This window comes from Bradyrhizobium sp. Unk1, assembly GCF_059512345.1.
This window is the reverse complement of record NZ_JCAMOP010000005.1, coordinates 83,465-102,696: the sequence shown is the minus strand read 5'-3', so window position 1 is coordinate 102,696 and position 19,232 is coordinate 83,465. Positions and strand designations below refer to the sequence as shown.

The window sequence follows — 19,232 nt, the reverse complement described above, 5'->3', positions numbered from 1 at the left end:
CGATAGTGCTATATTTTGCAGAAAGGCGCACCGTACGGCCGATGCGCGGTGGGAGCCGAGATGGCTTCTCTTCGCATGAACGCTCAATTGTGAAACGGAACTCGCGTATGAAAGAGGGCGTGCTTAGCAGGGTTCCAGCTTTAGAAGACCCGATCGTATTTGTGATCGATGATGATCCGCTCACTCGTGGATCGCTCAGCAGCTTGTTCCGTTCAGTCGGATTGAGTGTCAAAGCGTTGGCTTCCGCAACCGAGCTGCTTGAAAATCCATTACCCGCCGTTCCGAGCTGCCTCGTCTTGGATGTGAGACTTCCCCAGGTTAGCGGTTTCGAGCTGCAAGCGGAACTCGGCCGCTTAGGCATTGAAATACCCATCATTTTCATTACTGGTCATGCTGATGTTCCGATGTCCGTCAAGGCCATGAAGGACGGCGCGGTTGACTTCCTGACCAAACCGCTTCGCGACCAGGAGATCCTTGATGCGGTCACAGGGGCGCTCGAGCGAGATCGAAGACGGCGCAGCGACGAGAAATCCAAGTTGGACAGGCGAGCCCGATTTGAATCGTTGACGCCCCGCGAGCGCCAGGTCATGTCGCTGGTGACGGCCGGCCTTATGAATAAGCAAGTGGCTGCGCGGATCGGAATAAGTGAAATGACGGTAAGGATTCACCGTGGCCACGTCACGCGAAAAATGGGCGCCAAATCACTGGCCGACTTGGTCCTGATGGCCGAAAGCCTCGGCGTTCGTGGACGACGTGACGACTGACTAGCACACACGTAGTATTTGCGACAAACCCGTTGGGTGGCATTGTGCGGTTAGATCACTGGTTATTTGCTGTATCCAGAGTGGGAATAGACGATTGAAAGAAACTCCGCTCATAGCGATCGTCGACGACGACGATTTGTCTCGGACTGCCGTTGAGTCGCTCGTAAGATCACGCGGATTTACAGCCTGTACATTCGCGTCGGCTGAATCATTTTTGCGGTCACCCTTGGTGAAGAAAACCGAGTGCTTAATTGCAGATGTGCAAATGCCGAACGTGGACGGTCTTCAGTTGCAGCAGCATTTGTTGCTATTGGGCTTAGATACGCCGATCATTTTCTTAACGGCGTATCCGGACGATGCCATTGAGGCGCGGGCGTTGAAGGCAGGTGCTGTCGGTTTCCTGCAAAAGGGGCGCGATATCTGGGGAGGACGCTTTTTCGCCTGTTTACAGAAGGCGTTAGCAAATCGAGGAGTTCCTGCGTCAAACTCGTAATCACTAGGCGAGTACTCAGTTCGATTTAGACCTCTTGTGTGGAGGTGAAATCTTGACCAACCATGCTCAATCGAAAAGCGATGTGGATGCGCCGACACTAGTTGGTGCTGCTCCCCTGGATTCGATACTGTGTACGGAGGAGTTGATTAGGCGCCCATCGCGTCCCATTGATCACGAGAAGGAAAATTCGGCACTCTCGGCGCTGGTTCGTGCACTCGCCGACTCCCCGCACACTATACTGCAGACGTTGGCTGACAAGGTTCTCGAGGTCTTGCAAGCTGATTCCGCCGGCCTAAGTCTGCTGACGAAAGATGAAAAGAGGTTTTACTGGGCGGCTATTTCCGGCGAATGGCGGCCTCACATCGGCGGTGGCACCCCGCGCAATTTCGGCCCATGCGGCGATGTGCTCGACCGCAACATTCCTATGCTATTCACTCATTGGGAGCGGCGTTATCCCTATTTGAGCTCAGCGACGCCGCTTGCTACCGAAGGATTGCTTGTTCCATTTCATGTAAAAGGTAGAGCGGTCGGTACGGTTTGGGTGATCTCTCACGGGAGCAGCCGAAAGTTTGATGCCGAGGATCTGAGGCTGCTCGAAAGCATGGGTCGTTTCGCGTCTGGCGCGTATCACACTGTGCAGTCCATTGAGGATCTCAAAGTCGAAATCGCCGCGCGCGAGAAGGCGGAGGCGGCGGTTCGCGAAATGGCAAGTGGATTGCAAGCCAAGATTCGACGTTTGGTCGACGCCAATATTATTGGTATCTTTATCTGGGCCAGTGACGGTGGGATCATTGATGCCAACGATACCTTTCTCAGTATCGTCGGATACTCCCGCCGGGATCTCGCATCCGGCAGCCTCAACTGGAAGAAATTGACGGCTGCCGAATGGCGTGCTGCCGACGAGAAGCGTGTCCACGAGCTGGAGGTCACAGGAATCGCCCAGCCGTATGAGAAAGAATATCTACACAGGAGCGGCGACCGCGTGCCGGTGTTGGTCGGTGCGGCAAAGTTCGAGGGCGCGACGGACGAAGGCGTTGGGTTCGTGGTTGACCTGACTGATCGCAAAAGGGCGGAAGTGGCCGCTCGTGAGATTGAGCGACGGTATCAAGAGGTGCGTCAGGAGTTGGCGCATGCCAATCGTCTTGCGACAATGGGACAACTGTCGGCCTCGATTGCCCATGAAATCAACCAGCCGATCGGTGCGTCAATCACTTACGCCAATGCCGCTTTGGCCTGGCTGCGCGCTCAACCGCCAGATGTGAAGGAGGTCGGGCAGGCGCTCGACCTCATCGTGGAGAGTGGCCTTCGAGCCGCAAAAGTGATTGACCGCATCCGTGCGCTTGTCAAGAAGGCCCCGCCCCGAATGGAGAACGTCCAAATCAACGAAGCGATTTTAGAGGTAGTAGCACTAGCTCACGGCGAAATTGCCAATAGGGGGGTTTCGGTGGAGACGCAACTTGCGGAGAGGCTGCCGGCTCTCAAGGGAGATCGCGTCCAACTTCAACAAGTGCTTCTTAATCTACTCGTCAACGCCACGGAGGCAATGAGCGGAATGCGCGAGGGCGCTCGAGAATTGCTGATTAGCACAGCAATGAATAACTCGGATCACGTGCTCGTCACCGTGCAGGATACGGGTCCCGGCTTGGCTCCCGAGGGCCCAGATCGACTTTTCGAAGCCTTTTACACAACCAAACCTAACGGTTTGGGAATGGGACTTTCGATCTGCCGCTCAATTGTTGAGGGTCATCAAGGACGGTTGTGGGTAACCGCAAACAAGCCGCAAGGAGCCGTTTTTCAATTCATGTTACCCACACTCGCACGGCGAGAATGGCAACACCCGAGCTGAGTTTGGACGTGCGCCTTCCAAGTGACGACCGCATATATTGTGGAGCAAACATCTGTGATCAGACCATTGCGCATCTAAATCAAATCTTTGCTCGGAACGAAAAACGCAAGAATCCCTCCTGCAACCGTGCTCAGAGTGTTGAGTCTAATCGCTGCCTCGTCATCTCGGTTTGCCCGAGATGTGGGCGGCGCGCAAATCACACTTCCGGGCCCCTTCTTAGGCGATAGGTTGCGCGGCTCAGGTCTTGTCTTTGACGGACCGAAATATCGCTGCCTGTTCGACGATCTAAGAAGGTTCTCTCCCTTAGTGCTCGGTTCGCCAAGCTCAGCAAACTACTGGTGCTGTCTGTCCTGCCCCGCACCCTGCCGACGTCAGGTGATGTGCCGCGGTAAGGACGACCCCTACTTAAACGAAGCGAAAACGAACTATCGTTTTAGTTTAGAAAGATAGAAGAAAACGAGATAGAATTCCGCAAGCCCAGGTCTTATGAACAATGTGGCAATGCAAAGGAGGTTGAAAATGGCAGCGAGCGCAACAAGCACGATGATTTTGGATGGCGACTTCGACAAAATCGACTTCCGAGGAGAACTCGTCGACGGGCACCTCGTCGCAAAAGGAATTCTTGCAGACCAAGCGGCAATGGATTCTATCCCAGTAGGGATATACGTTCTCGAAAAGGATGCCACCGTCGTTAAGTGCAATAAGGCTGCAATCGCGGGTTGGGGACGCACGCCTTCTCTGGGAACCTCGGAAAAGTTTTGCGGGTCACACCTTCTTCGTTACCCCTCAGGAGAAGTGATGCCGCACGAACTTGCACCACCTTCCGTGGTGATCAACAACGGCGGCACCGTTCGGAACGCTGATGTGATTTGCGAGCAGCCCAACGGTAATCGTCTTCTGGCGCTAGTTAATGTCTTTCCAATTCGTGACCACGAGGACGAGGTGATCGGAGCCGTCAACATTTTCCGTCACAATACGAGCAAGACTGTTCCTGGCTTACTCTCCGAGTCTGCAAGTAGTTCTAACTCCAAGATCGGTGAGGGGGAGCAGTGAGGCTCCCCCGTCGTCGCTTCGGGCTGGACTAGCGTCTTGATAGGTCTGTTCTCGGGGTGGGGTACCAGAACCCAATGTTTGGTAATGTCCGCCGCAACCCGGCTGACCGCGTTTCAGGCCCGAAAATTACTACGTGCGCCAACTTGGCCGCGCTATACCTTTGCGCGCGCTATACCTTGCGGTGGAGCTATTTGTGCAATCGAACGAGCGACGCGAACGGGAGCGTGAGATGCGTGCAGCTGGGCGGCTGCCCCCGGGACAGTCGCTGACGCTCAAGTGGCCGGTGCTGCATGTGGGCTCGGTGCCGCTCTTTCGTCCCAGGACGTGGGATTTTCGCGTGTTCGGCCTGGTGGAGGAGCAGCTGCGGCTTTCGTGGGAAGAGCTCTCCAATCTGCCGCAGAGCGAAGTGTTTGCTGACATGCACTGCGTCAACGCCTGGAGCCGGTTCGACAACCATTGGGGAGGATTGCTCGCCATAGAACTGATGAAGCGAGTGAAGTTGCGGCCAGAGGCGCGGCATGTGATCGTCCATGGCGAGAACAACTACACGGCAAATCTGCCAATTTCGGATTTTATGCGCCCGACGACGATTTTCGCCCTTCGACATGACGGCGAACCTCTTACGGCTGAGCATGGCTACCCGCTGCGTCTCGTGGTGCCAAACCTCTATGCGTATAAGAGCGTGAAGTGGGTGCGCGGGATCGAGTTGTTGGATCGCGAAGCGCCAGGCTTATGGGAATTTAACGGATATCACATTTACGGCGACCCGTTCAAAGAGCAACGATCTTCGAGCTGAAGGGGCACGACCCGCGCTCCGCTATTTCGGCGGCTGTCGCGACAGAACGATACCCTCGTCGATGACAATCGCTCGATTGCCTGATCATTATTGCTGCAATTCGAATGTCCTTGCGAAGCTCGTGCCGCCTAGTGAAGGCAGATACGAATCCAGCTGTCCGAAGGCGGCATATTTCACGATCGTGGGGCCCGAACGCGAACCACAAGTCTCCTGGCCGGGCGCCGGCAGCTGATTGAGCGGTCATGACGGATTTTCATCCGATTTGGCGCGCCGCAGAGCCGATTCGACGCATCCGAGCAGAACCTTCTCGTCGATGGGTTTGGTCAGGTAGCCAACGACGCCCTGACCCAGAGCCCGAGCTCGCGCGCTGTCATCGGGGTAAGCGGTAATCAGAATTGTTGGTATCTCATAGCCAGATCCCACCAAGCGGCTATGCAACTCGGTCCCAGTCATGCGTGGCATGTGGACATCAACGATCAAACAGGAGGTATGGCCGAAGTTGGGAGACGCCAAAAAATCCACCGCGGACGGGAAGGCCTCAATCGTGAAACCCATTGCCTCCATGAGACCCGCTAACGCCGCGCGAGATTGCTCATCATCATCGACGATCGAAATTTGAATCTCGCTAGACATATCCCCACCTTGATTACTGGGGATGCGGTCCGCCGCATCTCGCGTTCCGTGTCCATCTCAAGAAGGGCATTGCGCGGCTATCATCGCACCGTAACGACAAGGGTCTGAACTGGCGATTATACGGTGGACGGCCGATGCCATACTTCGGAAGCATCGATGCTATACTTTGGAATAGCTGATGCAGAACTTCTGAATAGTTCAACCCGGTTCGGGTCACGTCCGAACGCCTGCGCTGCTGCCAGGTGGTTGCGCTCGACGCGGCAGCAGGGCCTTCCGGCAACGATTAAAAGCATGAGTTGGTTTGCGCAAGCAACAACCGTCTTCGCTGATGGATCCACGTGCCATCACGAAGCGATCAGGACCGCGGCGACTTTATGCCGAGCGTCTCCGCTATTTTGACAAGCTCGGCTAGAGATTGCGCACCCATCTTTTGCATTACGTGGCCGCGGTGCGCCTTCACAGTGATCTCAGCGACCTTCAGCTGGAAAGCGATCTGCTTGTTCTTTAAGCCAGTGGTTACGAGAGCCAGCACTTCTCGCTCGCGCGGGCTCAAACGGTCGAGACGCGAGTTCAGGTCCGTGAGCCGCTGCTCGGCCTTCCGCCGCGTCCGATCGCGCTCCAGCGCGATCGCCACCGCGTCAAGCATATCTTGATCGCGGAACGGCTTGGTCAGAAAATCCACAGCGCCCGCTTTCATCGCCCTGACCGACATCGGAATGTCGCCGTGGCCGGTCATGAAAATGATGGGAATGGAAGCGTTCCCTTTCGAAAGCTCGGTTTGGAAATCGAGACCGCCCACCCCCGGTAATCTGACGTCAAGTACGAGGCAACCAACCACGTCGGGTAACACTTCGCTTTCGAGCAGCTCCGTGGCCGACCCAAACAACTTGACCTTGAAGCCGACCGAGTTGAACAGATCTCCGAGTGAGTCGCGGAAGGCCTTGTCATCGTCAACGACGACGATAGTTGGCTCCTCGGCTACCGTACGCTTTTGAATAGAATGCTGCGCCACGAGATACACTTCTGTTCCGCGACAATTTGGTGCAAAAATATCACCTTCACGAAGGCCCTTCAACACATGACACCGCGCAAGTTCCAGCGTGGAACGCCTTGGTTCGTGACGGCGAGGAGTTCGCCACTTCGGTGGTCCTCAGCACCCTTGCTGTAGGCCGGCCGATGAAATGTCAGCTCATCCCGTTCACGCTCCATTAGCAGCGACAGATTTGCGCAACGCCCCTAGGATCGCTCTATGGCCTTGCGCCGCTTCAGCTTTCGGTCGCGGTTGCCGAAACTCGCGGCGGGCTTTCTGCCTTCTATTCGCTAAGAGCCTTGCCGCTCGCGGAGCCAAGATGCAAAATCAGTCTTAGCCGGTCGCCGGCGAGCGATGGGAGCACCGAGTTGGCCAGATCTCCGATTTGCCGTGTGTTAATAGGTTCGGCGGCTTAAAGACCGAAATGATCCGTTTACGTGCGATACCGTGCTCACCGCTACGGTTGCGAGAACGGATTCCGCTAGAGCCATCACTTGTAGATGATGTCTTCTTCAGGCTCGCGAGCTGCTTTCTTCGCGGGCATCGAAAGCCTGATCGTCCTCATCGCAATGCGAGGCCGAGATGCCTCCACCTTCTGAATAGCAAAAGTTGGTCGCGACGTCGCAGGTCATTCATATGTCATGAGAGGAGCCACGCTTCGGCGGTAATCCGTGGGGGTAATTCCCGTCGTCTTCCGGAACGCCGTGGCGAACGCGTTAGGACTGCCGAAGCCTACCGCCCGACCGATTTCCGTCATCGAGCCTGCTCGGTTTGCCAGCAGTAACTTGGCGTACTCAACACGACGGTTGGTCTGGTATCGATGTGGCGGCATTCCGAGCGATCGCTTGAATACCCGGCAGAAATGATACGGGCTCAGACGCGCGAGCTTCGCCAGCGTGCAAATCGGTATCCGCTCATTGAGATGTTCCTGGATATAGGCGGTGACGATTCGTTGCTGCCACGGTGCAAGGCCACCTTGGAGTTGAGGTTGAACGCTGGGCATCCCGCAAGTGAAACGCGCAACTTCATGTATGAGCAGAGTACCGAGACTCCCGAAGTAGATCGGGTCTCCCGCGGGGCTCTCGACGAACGTCTTCAGCTTGAGTGCGGTGTGCCACAGCGTTTCGTCTTCGAATAGAAGGCGTGGAGCGTCCGGTAGGTCGGTGATCCCACGCTTAGAAAGAGCATTCAGCTTCTCAGGTTCGAAGTAGAAGTACATGAGCCGCATGTGCGACCCCTGCGGCTCGTGCCAATCGTGAAATTCGCGGCCAGCCGGCACGAATGTCAGCTTCCGCTCAAGGTTCCGGAGCGATGATCGCGGCAAACCTTCCACAAATGTCTCTCCGTCGCGGCGCTCCCCCTTCTCGTACATCACGAGCATATGCATTCGAGCCCGATAATGATGTTGGATTTTGCCTCGGCTGGTGGATCGCACAGATTCGGCGGCCATGCCGTGCCCTGTTACGGTGAGGCGTGCCACAGCCTCGGAAGGAGAGATTTCCACGACGGGATGGATCGCGTTCGCTGCGACGTCACCATTCAATTGGCGAGCTGGATCGAAAGCGGAGGAGTCATGGTCGCCTCCAATGATCGGGGATCGAGTTATCGGAGGCGACACTTGCGATCCCGAAAGTTGCTGCAGATCTTCAGGGCCATGCCGCGAATCGCGTGGCTTCGAAAAATTCTTGCGTAAACGGACTTGCCGGAGCTCGGCTCGCAGCTTGAAGGGCAAAAGTAGTGGGCGGCCTTCTGCCATCGCTTCTCCCGTTCGCTTGAATTGGAGTCGTGCTGTCAACTGATCGTCATCGGCTAGACGCATGGGGTCGAACTCCGGGTTCCTATACAGGATTGCGTTCATCCATTCCGTTGTCGCGATCGTGGTGCCCGTGCTGGGGCTAGTAGGGCCCGCGGCGGGCCAAGCGGCAGCTTCCTTCGCCCGAAAGCTGCTACAAGCGATGCGTGGTGAGCCTGCCCTGCGATACGCAAGTCCTCAATTGCACTCGCATTTGCGCGTCTGACAGGAAGGGCGAAACGGGGTTAGACTTTGGCAGAGCAGGGCTGCGACTTTTGGATATCCCGGTTTCGACTTAGTTGGCGCGGGACGTCACTTCGCCGATTCTGATTTCTGAAACGTCACGCGCGCGGACCCAATTTGATGAGGTCTCCCTCAACGTCGCGTGCATGCTACAACGCGCCTGACAGGCCGGAAGGCTGGTCCTGCCAGTCCTGCCCGCAACGACTGTTCTTCCACCGCCCGTTATTCGGCCTGCAATATTGGTTCTGACGCATTTTTGGTGCAGCTCCGCTTATCCCGTGCCGATTAGTCTGACCTGAAGCAAACGAGTTTTCCGCGCCCGTACATGGAGCCAATACGTCGTCGGCGAAGGGGCGTCGCAGCGGAAGCGCCGGGCAGTGACCACGAGCTGAACATTTCGTCCCCACAGCGGCGGATCAGTCACATGGCGGCGGTAATGGTTGTGCACCCACCAGGGAACCGTGCCGCACGACCGAAATCTCCAAGGGCAGACCGTGATAAATGGCCCGATCGGCATCTTGTTGAGTACTTTCGACAACAAAACCACTCAGCACCAGACTAGAGCGCTTAAACGATTGTTGTATGGCGTTGAGTCTCTCCGAAAATGCACTACGCGAATTCAAACTGCATCAAAGCTGAGTTAAAGCCCAATATTGCCCCCAAAGCTGGGGTCGGCGCCCAAGTTTTGAATGCCGATTGACACGCGCGTTGGGTATCGTCGAAGCGACGGCTGGAGTGGCCCAACAGGGCGGTGTGCGTGTTTTGCTCTGGTGAAGAGCCGGAATCTTCGCGCGGTCCGCAATGCGAATTGTCCGTGATCGATTAGATCGCGCGCATGCGCTATCAGCAACAACAGATGTTCGCCATGATCATGCTGCGGCGACATGCCGCGCATTCTGATCGCTACCACGCCGCTCGTATCAGTTCGTTCCGCTCCATGGTTGGCGTATGCCTCATGCTGTCGCTCGGTACGCGGGTGCACGGGCGTGGTGACTATGAGATGCATCGCTCGCGGTGTCTTCTGCGGAAGCGGCGCCTGGTGCTTCGTTTGCCCGCGGCACATCCCGATATTTGGGGCCGCCGACTATTCCCAACGATTATTCGTCAACGACTAACATTCCAAAGTTGAATTATCGTTTTTTAGAACGCACGGCCACCATGCAAGAAACATAAGCGGACAGGTGGCGCGAGGGGCGCCGTTGGGGGAGAACTAGAATGGACGACGAAGTTTCGAAGGGGCGCCCAGTTAATACGCCGATCAAACCCATCGCGGAGACCTTGAGTGGCTTTCGCATGCTAGACATCCGAACCGACCGGCTGCTTTCATCGTGGCTGCGAGAGGCGGGCGTTCCTGACGCCGCCCTGAAGGCGAACGAACTTGCCCCCGATTTCCTTCTCCCCGAGGTAAATGGAAAGCTCGTTTCATCTATGCAATTGCGGCAAACTGCACCACTGATCGTCACCTTCGTTTACGGGACTTGGTCCCCATTGTGCGCAGCTGGTCTACGCGCTCTTCATGAGGCCACCCCTAGTATCCGCGCTGCCGGCGCCAGAGCAATTGCCATAACGCCCGAGTCTGGAGACTTGCTACGCAATATCAAACGCGATCGCCGACTGGATCTGGAAATCCTTTCAGACCTAGATCTTGGGGTGAGTCTTTCGTTCGGCCTGGTGTCCGTGGTGCCGGCGGAGATAGAGAGCCGTCTCTTGCGGCGCGGCGTTGATCTCTGCGCTTCCCATGGCTTCCCCTTTTCCATGTTGCCAACGCCGGCCACCTATGTCCTCGACCAACGAGGGATCATCCGTCGAGCGTGTGTCGGGCCGGACTCCATCACGGGAGCGAAGACCGAAACCATGCTTGCTGCCCTGTCCGAATTGGATGGGCCTAAGCCTCGCCCTTAGAGTCGCACTGGAAATGAGACGAGTGACGGGGGCCCGTGATTTGGATCAAGGAGCCTGCACCTTGTGCGTCATCGTTGCGAACATTGTCGTTGTTCGAGGCAGGGGCAGACGAGTGGCGGAGTTCGTCCAGCGCACTCGTCCAGTCGCGAACACGAGCAACTTTGATAAAGGCGTCGAGCGCCGGCGAATACTGCCTCCCCGCCACGGCCAAAAGCTGCACCTCTCGCCGGACGGGGTCGCCCTCAATTGGAATAGCGGTGAGCGACGGCAGTCTGGGAGCGTGCTCTGGCGCCAAGATGGCTCCAAAACCAGCGGATGCCATCTGCTGAAGATGCCCTTCCTGATCGCTCCTGTGCACAACTTTAGGGCCCGGATGGTCAGCAAAACAAGCGTGCTTGAATCGGCCTGCGACGTCGCATCCGAGTCTTTCGAGAAATACCACCTCATGCAAGTCTTGGAGCGGGATAACGGTTCGCCCCGCCATCGGATGTTTCCGAGATAGAACGAGCACGCACCGCTCCTCGAAGAGCGGCCAGCGGTCGATACGTTCAGGTAGCTCCACGGCGTCACCGACGAGTGCAGCATTGATCTCGCCATCCAAAAGCATCGCAACGAGCCCGTTGGCATCCGCCTCGCGCAGATCGACCCGAAGGTCCGGCATGATCCTGGCGAGCTCCAGGAGCAATTCCGTAATGAGCGCGGCGGAGACGGACGGCACCAGCCCAATCTTGAGCGGGGCGATTGTCTTCTTTTGATAGCCTCGCGCCTGAAGCCGTACGGCCTCCGCGGCAGCAAATATTTTCTCCAGCGTGGGCAAAATCATCTTGCCCAGCTCGGTGAGCTGGGTGAGGTGACGTTCACGATGAATCAACGCGCCACCGAGTTCTTGCTCGAGCTTTTGTATCGCCTTTGTCAGCGCCGGCTGGGTCACATTGCACTGCTCCGCGGCCCGCGTAAAATTGAGCGTCCTTGCTAGGGCTAGAAAATATCGCACCTGATAAAGCTGGAGTTGCATATTCATACTCGAAAGATTTGCCGCGGTTCGGCGCGTTCCAGTTCGTTGCCATAGTACGCATCGATGGCCAAGCGGTCTGTCGCGGAGCTTCCGCGGAAGCAGATATTGTGCGTCCGCTCGGAATTGTCGACTCGCGTCTTGCAGCAAGTGTTCTCACCGATGGTGTTTGCTATTAACGTCGCGGTTGTAGGCGAGACAGTTAAATGTCAGGGTTCGCATCGGGATCGGCTCTGCCATCTTTTCATCAAGTGTTTTCTGCTCATTTAGGGATCTCCTAACGTCTCGGTTCTGGACGGTTGGAATGGAGGCCGTGGGAAGCGCGGCGCGCTCACGCTTGTAAAAGAGGTTCCCAGCTTCCGCCCAGGCCGCCAGTCATGGCGAGCAAATGCCCACGGTCCTAGCCATGAAGGAGCACCAAGATTTGCAATTGTCCTGTCTCAAGACTAGGACACCAGCTCAACCCGAGGGTCCGAAACACATGTCCGATAGTCCAGATCTTGCATTGCCTCGATCCGATCTCGATGTGCTGATGGCAACCTTGGATGTCGACGTCATTGGGCTCATCGAGTGTTTGATCAGTCCAGGTTGGCGCCTGTCATTCGGGAGTGCGGTCGCGCCGGCTATCCACTACAATCTTTCCGGGACCGGACGAATGGTAGTGGGTGGCTTCTCCGCATTTCCTCTGTTACCTCACACACTTGTCATCACACCGGCCAAGAAGCCGTTTCACATCGAAGTCGATGACCGCACAGCGGCCACGACAGTGAATGTGGTTGAAGCGCAATGGGATCCGCGCTTCGGCGAGCGTATTCAACGATTTGTCGCCGGGGACGTCGACCCAATGGTCATGCTGATCTGCGGGTACTTTCGCGCCACTTTCGGTTCGTCGATCGACCTCTTTGCGGGCCTTTCCACGCCGATTGTCGAGCGCTTCGAACCCGAAGATGAACTGGGGTCAAAGTTGCAGGCTGCGTTGGCAGAAATCAGCGGCCGGCAGGTTGGAATGCAGGCGATGACGACCGCCATCCTGAAGCAGGTGCTCGTCACGCTGGTCCGTCGGAGCCTAAAGTCGACGAGCGTTTGGCTCGAACGCTTTTCTATTCTGAGTGACCGTCAAATCGCTGTTGCGTTTGCCGATATGTTGGCGCGACCATCGGCCGATCACTCCGTCGTGGCCTTGGCGCAGAAGGCCGGCTTGAGCCGATCCGCATTCATGGCGCGCTTTGTGCGCGCGATAGGATGTTCGCCAATGGTCGCGCTCCGGCAAATTCGGATGAAGCGTGCAGCCGATATGCTCGCCGCGAAGACATCTTCTGTCGAGCAGATCGCGCGGGCGGTCGGTTATGGGAGCCGCAGCAGCTTTCTCCGAGCCTTTCGCCAAGTGCATGGATACTGCCCAGCAAAATCCGAGGGTGATGGACAGAACTCAGATTGAAGATACGGCGCATGGTGACGGCATCCGCAGTGGGCAAGGCCGCCGCGATGCGATCGCGTCTGAATTCAGGACTATGATAGATAGTTGTCGGATAGATAGTTACGGGACATTTCCTCTATCCGGCGGCGACGGGATCCTCTGACTAATTCGCAGTATGCGTTTGAGGCTGCTGTGCTTCCTGTGCTGCCCGCGCGCGGCACGGTGGCTCGGCGCAATAGCTTCCATCCTTGTCGAGCGGCCGCGCGTGCTCGGGCGGCCAAATGAACCTCACGATCGGACGCCGCCGACGAAATTAGAAACTCCCTTTGGACATGCATTCTTTCGGTGGACTACGGGATTGTACGCATCGCGCGTGAAGGAGGTTGCTCACGCTGATTGAGGCTAACGCAGAAGGAACCTGCAGATCAGGGTGGAGGACGCTAAACTGCTCGAGCCAACGAGAGAAAGCCTTGCCGACGACCTTCCGTGAGCCGCCGGCGAGCTGTCGTCGAGAGCACCGGCCGCGATGATTGTGTTGTCATCTGCCTCACCACGCGATGGAGATGTCGAAACTCTGGGCGCCCACTGAACATCGAAACGATAACCGACAGTAATTTGTGAGATCGTCTCTGGTGTGATGCAATACTCATCGGCTTGCAGACGCTCCAATGGCAAAGTCCTTCGTCTCGAGCCGCAGTCGGAAGCGAGCTGATTCCCGGCTTTCGGGCTGGCTTCGAGGAGATCGGAAAGTTGAAGTTGAGCGTCACCGCCTACAGCAATCCTGGTAATTTCTTGCGTATCGCCGCAAAGCTGTTGCCTTGGCTTTGGGGGGCGACAGCCTTCGCCTTCGCGCTTGGTCTCTTTGGAACATTCGACGCGCCACCCGACTACCAGCAAGGCGAGACCGCGCGCATCATGTACATCCACGTCCCCGCCGCCTGGACAGCAATGCTTGCCTACACGCTCATGGCGACGTCTGCGCTCGGATCCTTGGTTTGGCGTCACCCACTTGCCGATGCAGCACAAAAGGCGGCTGCGCCGCTTGGCGCAGCTTTCACCTTCATCTGTCTCGTCACGGGCGCCCTGTGGGGCAAACCAATGTGGGGCACATACTGGGTCTGGGACGCTCGTCTCACCTCTGTGTTGGTTCTGTTTCTCATCTATCTCGGTCTGATTGCGCTCTGGCAAACGATCGAGGACCCGAGTAGGGCGGGACGAGCAGTCTCGATCATGACCTTGGTGGGCTTCATCAACATCCCGATCGTGAAGTTCTCGGTTGATTGGTGGAATACTCTCCACCAGCCCGCTTCGGTGTTCCGAATGGAAGGCTCGGCGATCGCTGGCTCGATGTTATGGCCGCTAATCGCTATGGCGCTCGCATACACGCTTTTGTTCGCGACCCTCCACATAATGGCGATCCGTAATGAGATCATGCGACGCCGCGCCCGGCGCCTTGCAATCACGTTGGCGGCCGTGGGCGAATCCGCGATGGCTAGCATGCCGCCTGCCGAAGCGTCCTGAGCAGATCATGGTGCAGCATGGCGGAGTCATCATGGCGGCGTTTCTGGTGACGGGCATCGTTCTGACCGGAATGATCGCGGCGGTCTTCATCGACCATCGCGCTCAGCTCCGCACCTTGCGTCGTCTACTACCTGAACTCTCGGATCGGCGCAGATGCGTATGAGCAAAATCCCAGCCTCGGTTCACTTCCCAGCGAGCGTTGCGGTCCCTCGACGCGCACTGGCGCGCCTGCGAGTGATAATCCCGCTTCTGGTATTCTTTGGAATTGCGGCATTACTCTTGGTGCGGCTTGGCTCCGGAGACCCATCGCTCGTGCCCTCGGCTCTGATCGGCAAGCCAGCACCGCAGTTTGCGCTGGAGCCCCTCGATGGGCTTTCGACGTCCGGTCCACCAGGCTTGTCGAGCGCCGATCTGCGGAGAGGACACGTGACCATCGTGAACGTGTTCGCGTCATGGTGTGCTGAGTGCCGGGAAGAACACGGGGCCCTGATGGCATTGGCGAGCGACCGGACGCTGCAGCGACGGGGGGTGGAGCTTACTGGCATCGTTTACAAGGACGATCCCAGAAACGCGCTAGCCTATCTCACAGCCAACCGGAATCCCTTCGCACAGGTTGGCACTGACCGGTCCGGCCGAACGGGGATCGATTTCGGCGTCTATGGCGTCCCCGAGACTTACGTGATCAAGGGCGATGGCACAATCGCCTACAAGCTGGTTGGTGGCATCTCGGAAGCAAATCGACCTGCTTTGATGACCGCAATTGCCGAAGCAGAGCGTCCATGACGACTGCCTTGCAGGCTCCCCATCCCCGCCCGATGGATGCAAGAAGGTGTTTTATTGCCTCGGCGGCATGGAATTCCATCGACTTAAATAATTCAAGAGTGAGCGATCAGACCATGGAATTGGCACACTCAGGCGCAGTCCGATTGTCAAGGGCGGCGAATGTCCGACGACGTGGTGCGTTACGCAGTGGCAAAAACGGGCGGAGGCCTTGAAACGTGCTTTGGGCGGTCTTTGCAATGATGACGTCCGCGGTCGTGCTGGCGCTGACTCGGTCGCTCTCTGAGCGGTGCGAGGGCCTTGGTGCTCACGATGTCGATGTCGCCTTCTATCGAGGCCTTCTGGCTGAGGCCGATGATGACGTCCGTTGTGGACTGGTAGCACCCGAGGATGCCGTGGCAACGCGTTCCGAGATCGGGCGCCGGCTGCTCGTGTCACTTAACTCGGCGTCGGAGGTGCGGCCGCGTTTGTCGTGGCGCTGGCAGTCAAGACGCATCGTTGCAGCCTTGGCGATCGTCCTAGTGCTGCCACTCGTCGGGCTCGCGTCGTACCTTAAAGTCGGCGCTCCCAGCCAGCCTGACATGCCGATCGCCTCGAGGCGCAGGGGCGGTGACGTCACCCTCGCTGCCGCCGTTCCTGACATCCACGCCGGCCAAACTTGGTCTGACATCGCAGCGCTTGCTCCTGAGCAGCGAAGCGACGCGATCCGCGGGATGGTAGGAGGGCTAGCCGAGAATCTCTCGAAGAATGGCCATGACCTTCAGGGATGGCTGCAACTGATTAGGTCTTACGACGTATTGGGTGAACGCCAAAAGGCCGAGGCGGCCGTCGCAAGCGCACGTTCCCAGTTAGCAGACGATGCGGAAGCGCCGGCACGCATCGACGAACTCGTCAGGCAGCTCGGTTTGAAGGGATAGACCTTGACCAGAAAAGGCGCGCGGCTCGCTATCATCAACGCAGCAGGCTTCACTTTGGCCATCGCGGTCGGGCTCATCCTGTTTGCGTTACGCGAAAGTATCGTTTTCTTCTACGGGCCGACCCAGATGGCCGAAAGGGCGCCGCCGCGAGGAACACATCTGCGTATCGGCGGCCTGGTGAAACGTGGCTCACTTACCCGCGATGGATCGTCGACTGTCGTCTTCGCGGTGACCGACCTGAAGCACGACATCAAGGTCAGCTACACTGGATTGCTGCCGGATCTCTTCCGCGAAGGACAGGGCGTCGTGGCCGAGGGCACGGTGGAGGGACCGGATCTTTTTCATGCTGATACCGTGCTCGCCAAACACGACGAGCGATACATGCCCAAGGACGTAGCCGACAAACTCAAGCAACAAGGCGCTTGGAGCAACGAAAGATCCGCGCGAGCGGAATAGCGCCGCGCTCCACGAAACATTGCTGCCGATGGGACCGAAGGATGATCGTCGAAACCGGACATTACGCGCTTGCTTTGGCTCTCGCAGTCGCGCTGCTTCAGTCAGTTCTGCCGTTCTGGGGGACCCGCAGTGATGATTCTAGAATCGCATCCACTGCAGTCCCTGCCGCAATCACCCAGTTCCTTTTGTTGGGCTATGCCTTCGCGGCACTGACTTACGCCCATGTGGTGTCCGACTTCAGTCTCGTGACAGTCGCCGAGAACTCGCTCACGACCAAACCACTTGTATACAAAATCGCGGGCGTTTGGGGCAATCATGAGGGATCAATGCTGCTTTGGGTTCTGATCCTCGCGGCCTTCGGAGCGACCGTGGCGATTCTCGGGCGCGGCATGGCGAACGAATTGCGAGCTAATACGCTAGCAGTCCAGGGCTGGATCTCCCTTGCGTTCCTCTGCTTCATCCTGTTCACCTCCGATCCCTTCGGGCGACACTTTCCGGCGCCTTTTGAAGGCCAGGACCTCAATCCGCTGCTACAAGACCTGGGCCTCGCGATACACCCGCCGCTCCTTTACCTCGGTTATGTCGGTTTCTCGATCGTGTTCTCGTTCGCGGTGGCGGCGCTGATAAGCGGCCGACTAGACGCCACTTGGGCTCGCTACGTTCGGCCTTGGGTACTGATTGCCTGGATCTTTCTGACGCTTGGCATCGCCATGGGCTCGTACTGGGCCTACTATACTTTAGGCTGGGGCGGGTTCTGGTTCTGGGATCCAGTCGAGAACGCGTCGCTTATGCCCTGGCTTGCGGGTACAGCGCTTCTGCATTCGGCCGCCGTCATGGAGAAGCGCGAAGCCCTCAAGATCTGGACGCTGTTCCTGGCGATAGTTACATTCTCGCTATCGCTGCTCGGCACATTCCTCGTGCGCTCAGGGGTACTGACCTCCGTTCATTCCTTCGCCAGCGACCCGGCGCGCGGCGTCTTCATCTTGGTCATCCTGACTGTGTTCATCGGCGGCTCCCTCGCGCTTTATGCCTGGCGAGCGCCTTCCCTGAGCCAGCGTAGTCTGTTCGCTCCTGTGTCACGCGAGAGCGCGCTCGCCGTTAACAACCTGCTGCTCACCACCTGCTGTGCTACGGTCTTGACCGGCACGCTCTACCCGCTCGCGCTTGAGGCTCTGACCGGGGAGAAGATCTCGGTCGGCGCACCGTTCTTTAATTTAACGCTCGGTCCGCTAGTGGCGCTGATCGTGCTCCTGATACCGCTCGGTCAGTCGCTCGCCTGGAAGCGTGGCGACCTGCTCGGTGCGGCGCAACGGGTGACGGTCGCGGCCTTGGGTGGCCTTGTTGTCGCCCTTGTGCTCGTTGCTATCATCCAAGGCGGCCCTGTCCTCGCCGCGGTCGGTCTCGGTCTCTCCGTCTACCTCATCGTTGGTTCGTTCGCCGATGTAGCGTCGCGTATCTGGGCACGTGGGCAGCCCGCTCGAGTGATGTTCGCCCGCGCGGTCGGGCTACCGCGCTCCGCCTGGGGGGCGGCGATCGTTCACGCTGGCTTTGGCGTGACACTCATGGGCTTGGCGGCGACCGGTTGGGGTGTGGAGCGGATCGCGACCGTCAAGCTAGGCCAGGGGATTGATCTCGGCCCCTATCAAGCCACCATCGAGAATCTTCGATCGCGGCAGGGTCCGAACTATTCCGAAGTCCTAGCCTATACCGTCATCAGCCGGGGCGGCGGCGCCGTGGCTACCGTCGAGCCCGCCAAACGCAGCTTTCCCGCGCGACAGACCACCGTCACGGAGGCAGGCATCGTGACGCTGGGTTTTGGCCAGATCTACATTTCGCTCGGGGACCAGCACGCGGATGGTTCGATCGACGCGCGCATGTTCTGGAAGCCGCTTGTGACAGCCATCTGGATCGGCGCAGTCATTATGGCGTTCGGGGGGATCGTGTCGCTGTCCGATAGACGCTTCAGAATCGGCTTCACGCGCCGCGCGGCTCGCGTCCGCGCCATCGCCAACCCCGCAGCGCCGGAGCCCGCCGAATGACTTCGCTTCGTCGCATTCTCCTGCTTTCGATCGTACTCGCAGGCCTCGCGCCCAGCTTGGCAAGGGCGGTGCAGCCGGACGAGGTCCTGCCCGACCCAAAACTTGAGGCGCGCGCGCGGGCTATTTCAGCCGGGCTGCGCTGCCTGGTGTGCCAAAATCAGTCGATCGACGATTCGAACGCAGAGCTCGCGCGGGATCTCCGACTGCTAGTGCGCGAACGCCTTAATCTCGGCGAGAGCGACGAACAGGTCGGCGCCTTTCTGGTGAAGCGTTACGGGAACTTTATCCTGCTGAAACCACCGCTCGATTTGGATACCGCCTTCCTCTGGGGAATGCCGCCTTTGGTGCTCGTAGCGGGCGGGATCGCTCTCCTGTTCGGTTTGCGCCGCCTGCAGTCCACGCCGGCGACGCCCTTAAGCCAAGCCGAGCGGGATCGGCTCGCGGCTGTATTAGACGCTGATACTCCGCTGTAGGCATTTCCTGATGGTCAAGCGGTCTTAGCTGCGGAGGTGTTCGGAGTCGTTCCAAGGCTGCGCCC

19 protein-coding genes are annotated in these 19,232 nt (G+C 58.0%); 14 read left to right on the top strand and 5 right to left on the bottom strand.

Going from position 1 to position 19,232, the window contains the following annotated elements; translation table 11 throughout:
• Positions 1-107: 107 nt before the first annotated feature.
• The 5 genes from AC5ZFO_RS08010 (at position 108) to AC5ZFO_RS07990 (ending at position 4,952) form a co-directional block, all read left to right on the top strand.
• Entirely contained in the window at positions 108-764 is a 657-nt protein-coding gene (locus tag AC5ZFO_RS08010; protein ID WP_496121906.1) for a response regulator transcription factor, read from the top strand.
• Between the two features lie 94 nt (positions 765-858).
• The gene (locus AC5ZFO_RS08005) at positions 859-1,257 is read left to right on the top strand and encodes a response regulator transcription factor (protein WP_282520735.1); all 399 of its coding nucleotides are present in this window, start codon (positions 859-861) and stop codon (positions 1,255-1,257) included.
• Between the two features lie 52 nt (positions 1,258-1,309).
• On the top strand, positions 1,310-3,103 hold the full coding sequence (locus AC5ZFO_RS08000; protein WP_496121905.1) for a GAF domain-containing sensor histidine kinase: 1,794 nt from the start codon (positions 1,310-1,312) through the stop codon (positions 3,101-3,103).
• Positions 3,104-3,622: 519 nt separating this feature from the next.
• Positions 3,623-4,156: a PAS domain-containing protein gene (locus tag AC5ZFO_RS07995; protein WP_282520737.1), complete on the top strand. Its 534-nt coding sequence runs from the start codon at positions 3,623-3,625 to the stop codon at positions 4,154-4,156.
• 193 nt (positions 4,157-4,349) lie between these two features.
• A complete protein-coding gene (locus tag AC5ZFO_RS07990; protein ID WP_496121904.1) occupies positions 4,350-4,952 on the top strand; it encodes a sulfite oxidase-like oxidoreductase in 603 nt (200 codons plus the stop codon).
• A 240-nt stretch (positions 4,953-5,192) separates the two neighbouring features.
• Here AC5ZFO_RS07990 and AC5ZFO_RS07985 read toward each other — a convergent pair whose 3' ends face one another.
• The 4 genes from AC5ZFO_RS07985 to AC5ZFO_RS07970 form a co-directional block, all read right to left on the bottom strand.
• A complete protein-coding gene (locus AC5ZFO_RS07985) occupies positions 5,193-5,585 on the bottom strand; it encodes a response regulator transcription factor (RefSeq protein WP_282520739.1) in 393 nt (130 codons plus the stop codon).
• A 355-nt stretch (positions 5,586-5,940) separates the two neighbouring features.
• Positions 5,941-6,597, bottom strand: coding sequence for a response regulator transcription factor (locus AC5ZFO_RS07980; RefSeq protein ID WP_282520882.1), 657 nt, complete (start codon positions 6,595-6,597; stop codon positions 5,941-5,943).
• Positions 6,598-7,243: 646 nt separating this feature from the next.
• Positions 7,244-8,473 (bottom strand): helix-turn-helix domain-containing protein, encoded by a 1,230-nt coding sequence (locus AC5ZFO_RS07975; RefSeq protein ID WP_496121903.1) that lies wholly within the window; start codon positions 8,471-8,473, stop codon positions 7,244-7,246.
• A 448-nt stretch (positions 8,474-8,921) separates the two neighbouring features.
• Positions 8,922-9,167 (bottom strand): transposase family protein, encoded by a 246-nt coding sequence (locus AC5ZFO_RS07970; protein ID WP_496121971.1) that lies wholly within the window; start codon positions 9,165-9,167, stop codon positions 8,922-8,924.
• A 698-nt stretch (positions 9,168-9,865) separates the two neighbouring features.
• On the opposite strand from AC5ZFO_RS07970, the gene AC5ZFO_RS07965 reads away from it, so the two are divergent.
• Positions 9,866-10,552 (top strand): redoxin domain-containing protein, encoded by a 687-nt coding sequence (locus AC5ZFO_RS07965; RefSeq protein ID WP_496121902.1) that lies wholly within the window; start codon positions 9,866-9,868, stop codon positions 10,550-10,552.
• On the opposite strand, the gene AC5ZFO_RS07960 is transcribed toward AC5ZFO_RS07965, so the two are convergent.
• Positions 10,536-11,567 carry a LysR family transcriptional regulator gene (locus tag AC5ZFO_RS07960; protein ID WP_496121901.1) on the bottom strand — a complete coding sequence of 344 codons (1,032 nt, stop codon included), beginning with the start codon at positions 11,565-11,567 and terminating at the stop codon, positions 10,536-10,538. The genes AC5ZFO_RS07965 and AC5ZFO_RS07960 overlap by 17 nt on opposite strands.
• A 478-nt stretch (positions 11,568-12,045) precedes the next feature.
• On the opposite strand from AC5ZFO_RS07960, the gene AC5ZFO_RS07955 reads away from it, so the two are divergent.
• The 8 genes from AC5ZFO_RS07955 (at position 12,046) to AC5ZFO_RS07920 (ending at position 19,167) form a co-directional block, all read left to right on the top strand.
• Complete coding sequence (locus AC5ZFO_RS07955) at positions 12,046-13,002, top strand: helix-turn-helix domain-containing protein (protein ID WP_282520743.1); 957 nt, start codon at positions 12,046-12,048, stop codon at positions 13,000-13,002.
• 729 nt (positions 13,003-13,731) lie between these two features.
• Complete coding sequence (locus AC5ZFO_RS07950) at positions 13,732-14,502, top strand: heme ABC transporter permease (RefSeq protein ID WP_282520744.1); 771 nt, start codon at positions 13,732-13,734, stop codon at positions 14,500-14,502.
• The gene (gene ccmD / locus AC5ZFO_RS07945) at positions 14,405-14,665 is read left to right on the top strand and encodes a heme exporter protein CcmD (RefSeq protein ID WP_496121900.1); all 261 of its coding nucleotides are present in this window, start codon (positions 14,405-14,407) and stop codon (positions 14,663-14,665) included. Before AC5ZFO_RS07950 ends, ccmD begins: the two co-directional genes overlap by 98 nt.
• Positions 14,662-15,285, top strand: a complete 624-nt coding sequence (locus AC5ZFO_RS07940; protein WP_282520746.1) for a DsbE family thiol:disulfide interchange protein — start codon at positions 14,662-14,664, stop codon at positions 15,283-15,285. Before ccmD ends, AC5ZFO_RS07940 begins: the two co-directional genes overlap by 4 nt.
• 215 nt (positions 15,286-15,500) lie before the next feature.
• Positions 15,501-16,199, top strand: a complete 699-nt coding sequence (gene ccmI / locus AC5ZFO_RS07935) for a c-type cytochrome biogenesis protein CcmI (RefSeq protein WP_282520747.1) — start codon at positions 15,501-15,503, stop codon at positions 16,197-16,199.
• A gap of 3 nt (positions 16,200-16,202) precedes the next feature.
• Positions 16,203-16,655, top strand: coding sequence for a cytochrome c maturation protein CcmE (ccmE, locus tag AC5ZFO_RS07930; RefSeq protein ID WP_496121899.1), 453 nt, complete (start codon positions 16,203-16,205; stop codon positions 16,653-16,655).
• A 41-nt stretch (positions 16,656-16,696) separates the two neighbouring features.
• Positions 16,697-18,694, top strand: coding sequence for a heme lyase CcmF/NrfE family subunit (locus tag AC5ZFO_RS07925; protein ID WP_282520749.1), 1,998 nt, complete (start codon positions 16,697-16,699; stop codon positions 18,692-18,694).
• Entirely contained in the window at positions 18,691-19,167 is a 477-nt protein-coding gene (locus AC5ZFO_RS07920) for a cytochrome c-type biogenesis protein (protein WP_282520750.1), read from the top strand. The genes AC5ZFO_RS07925 and AC5ZFO_RS07920 overlap by 4 nt, the downstream gene beginning before the upstream one ends.
• Positions 19,168-19,232 lie beyond the last annotated feature (65 nt).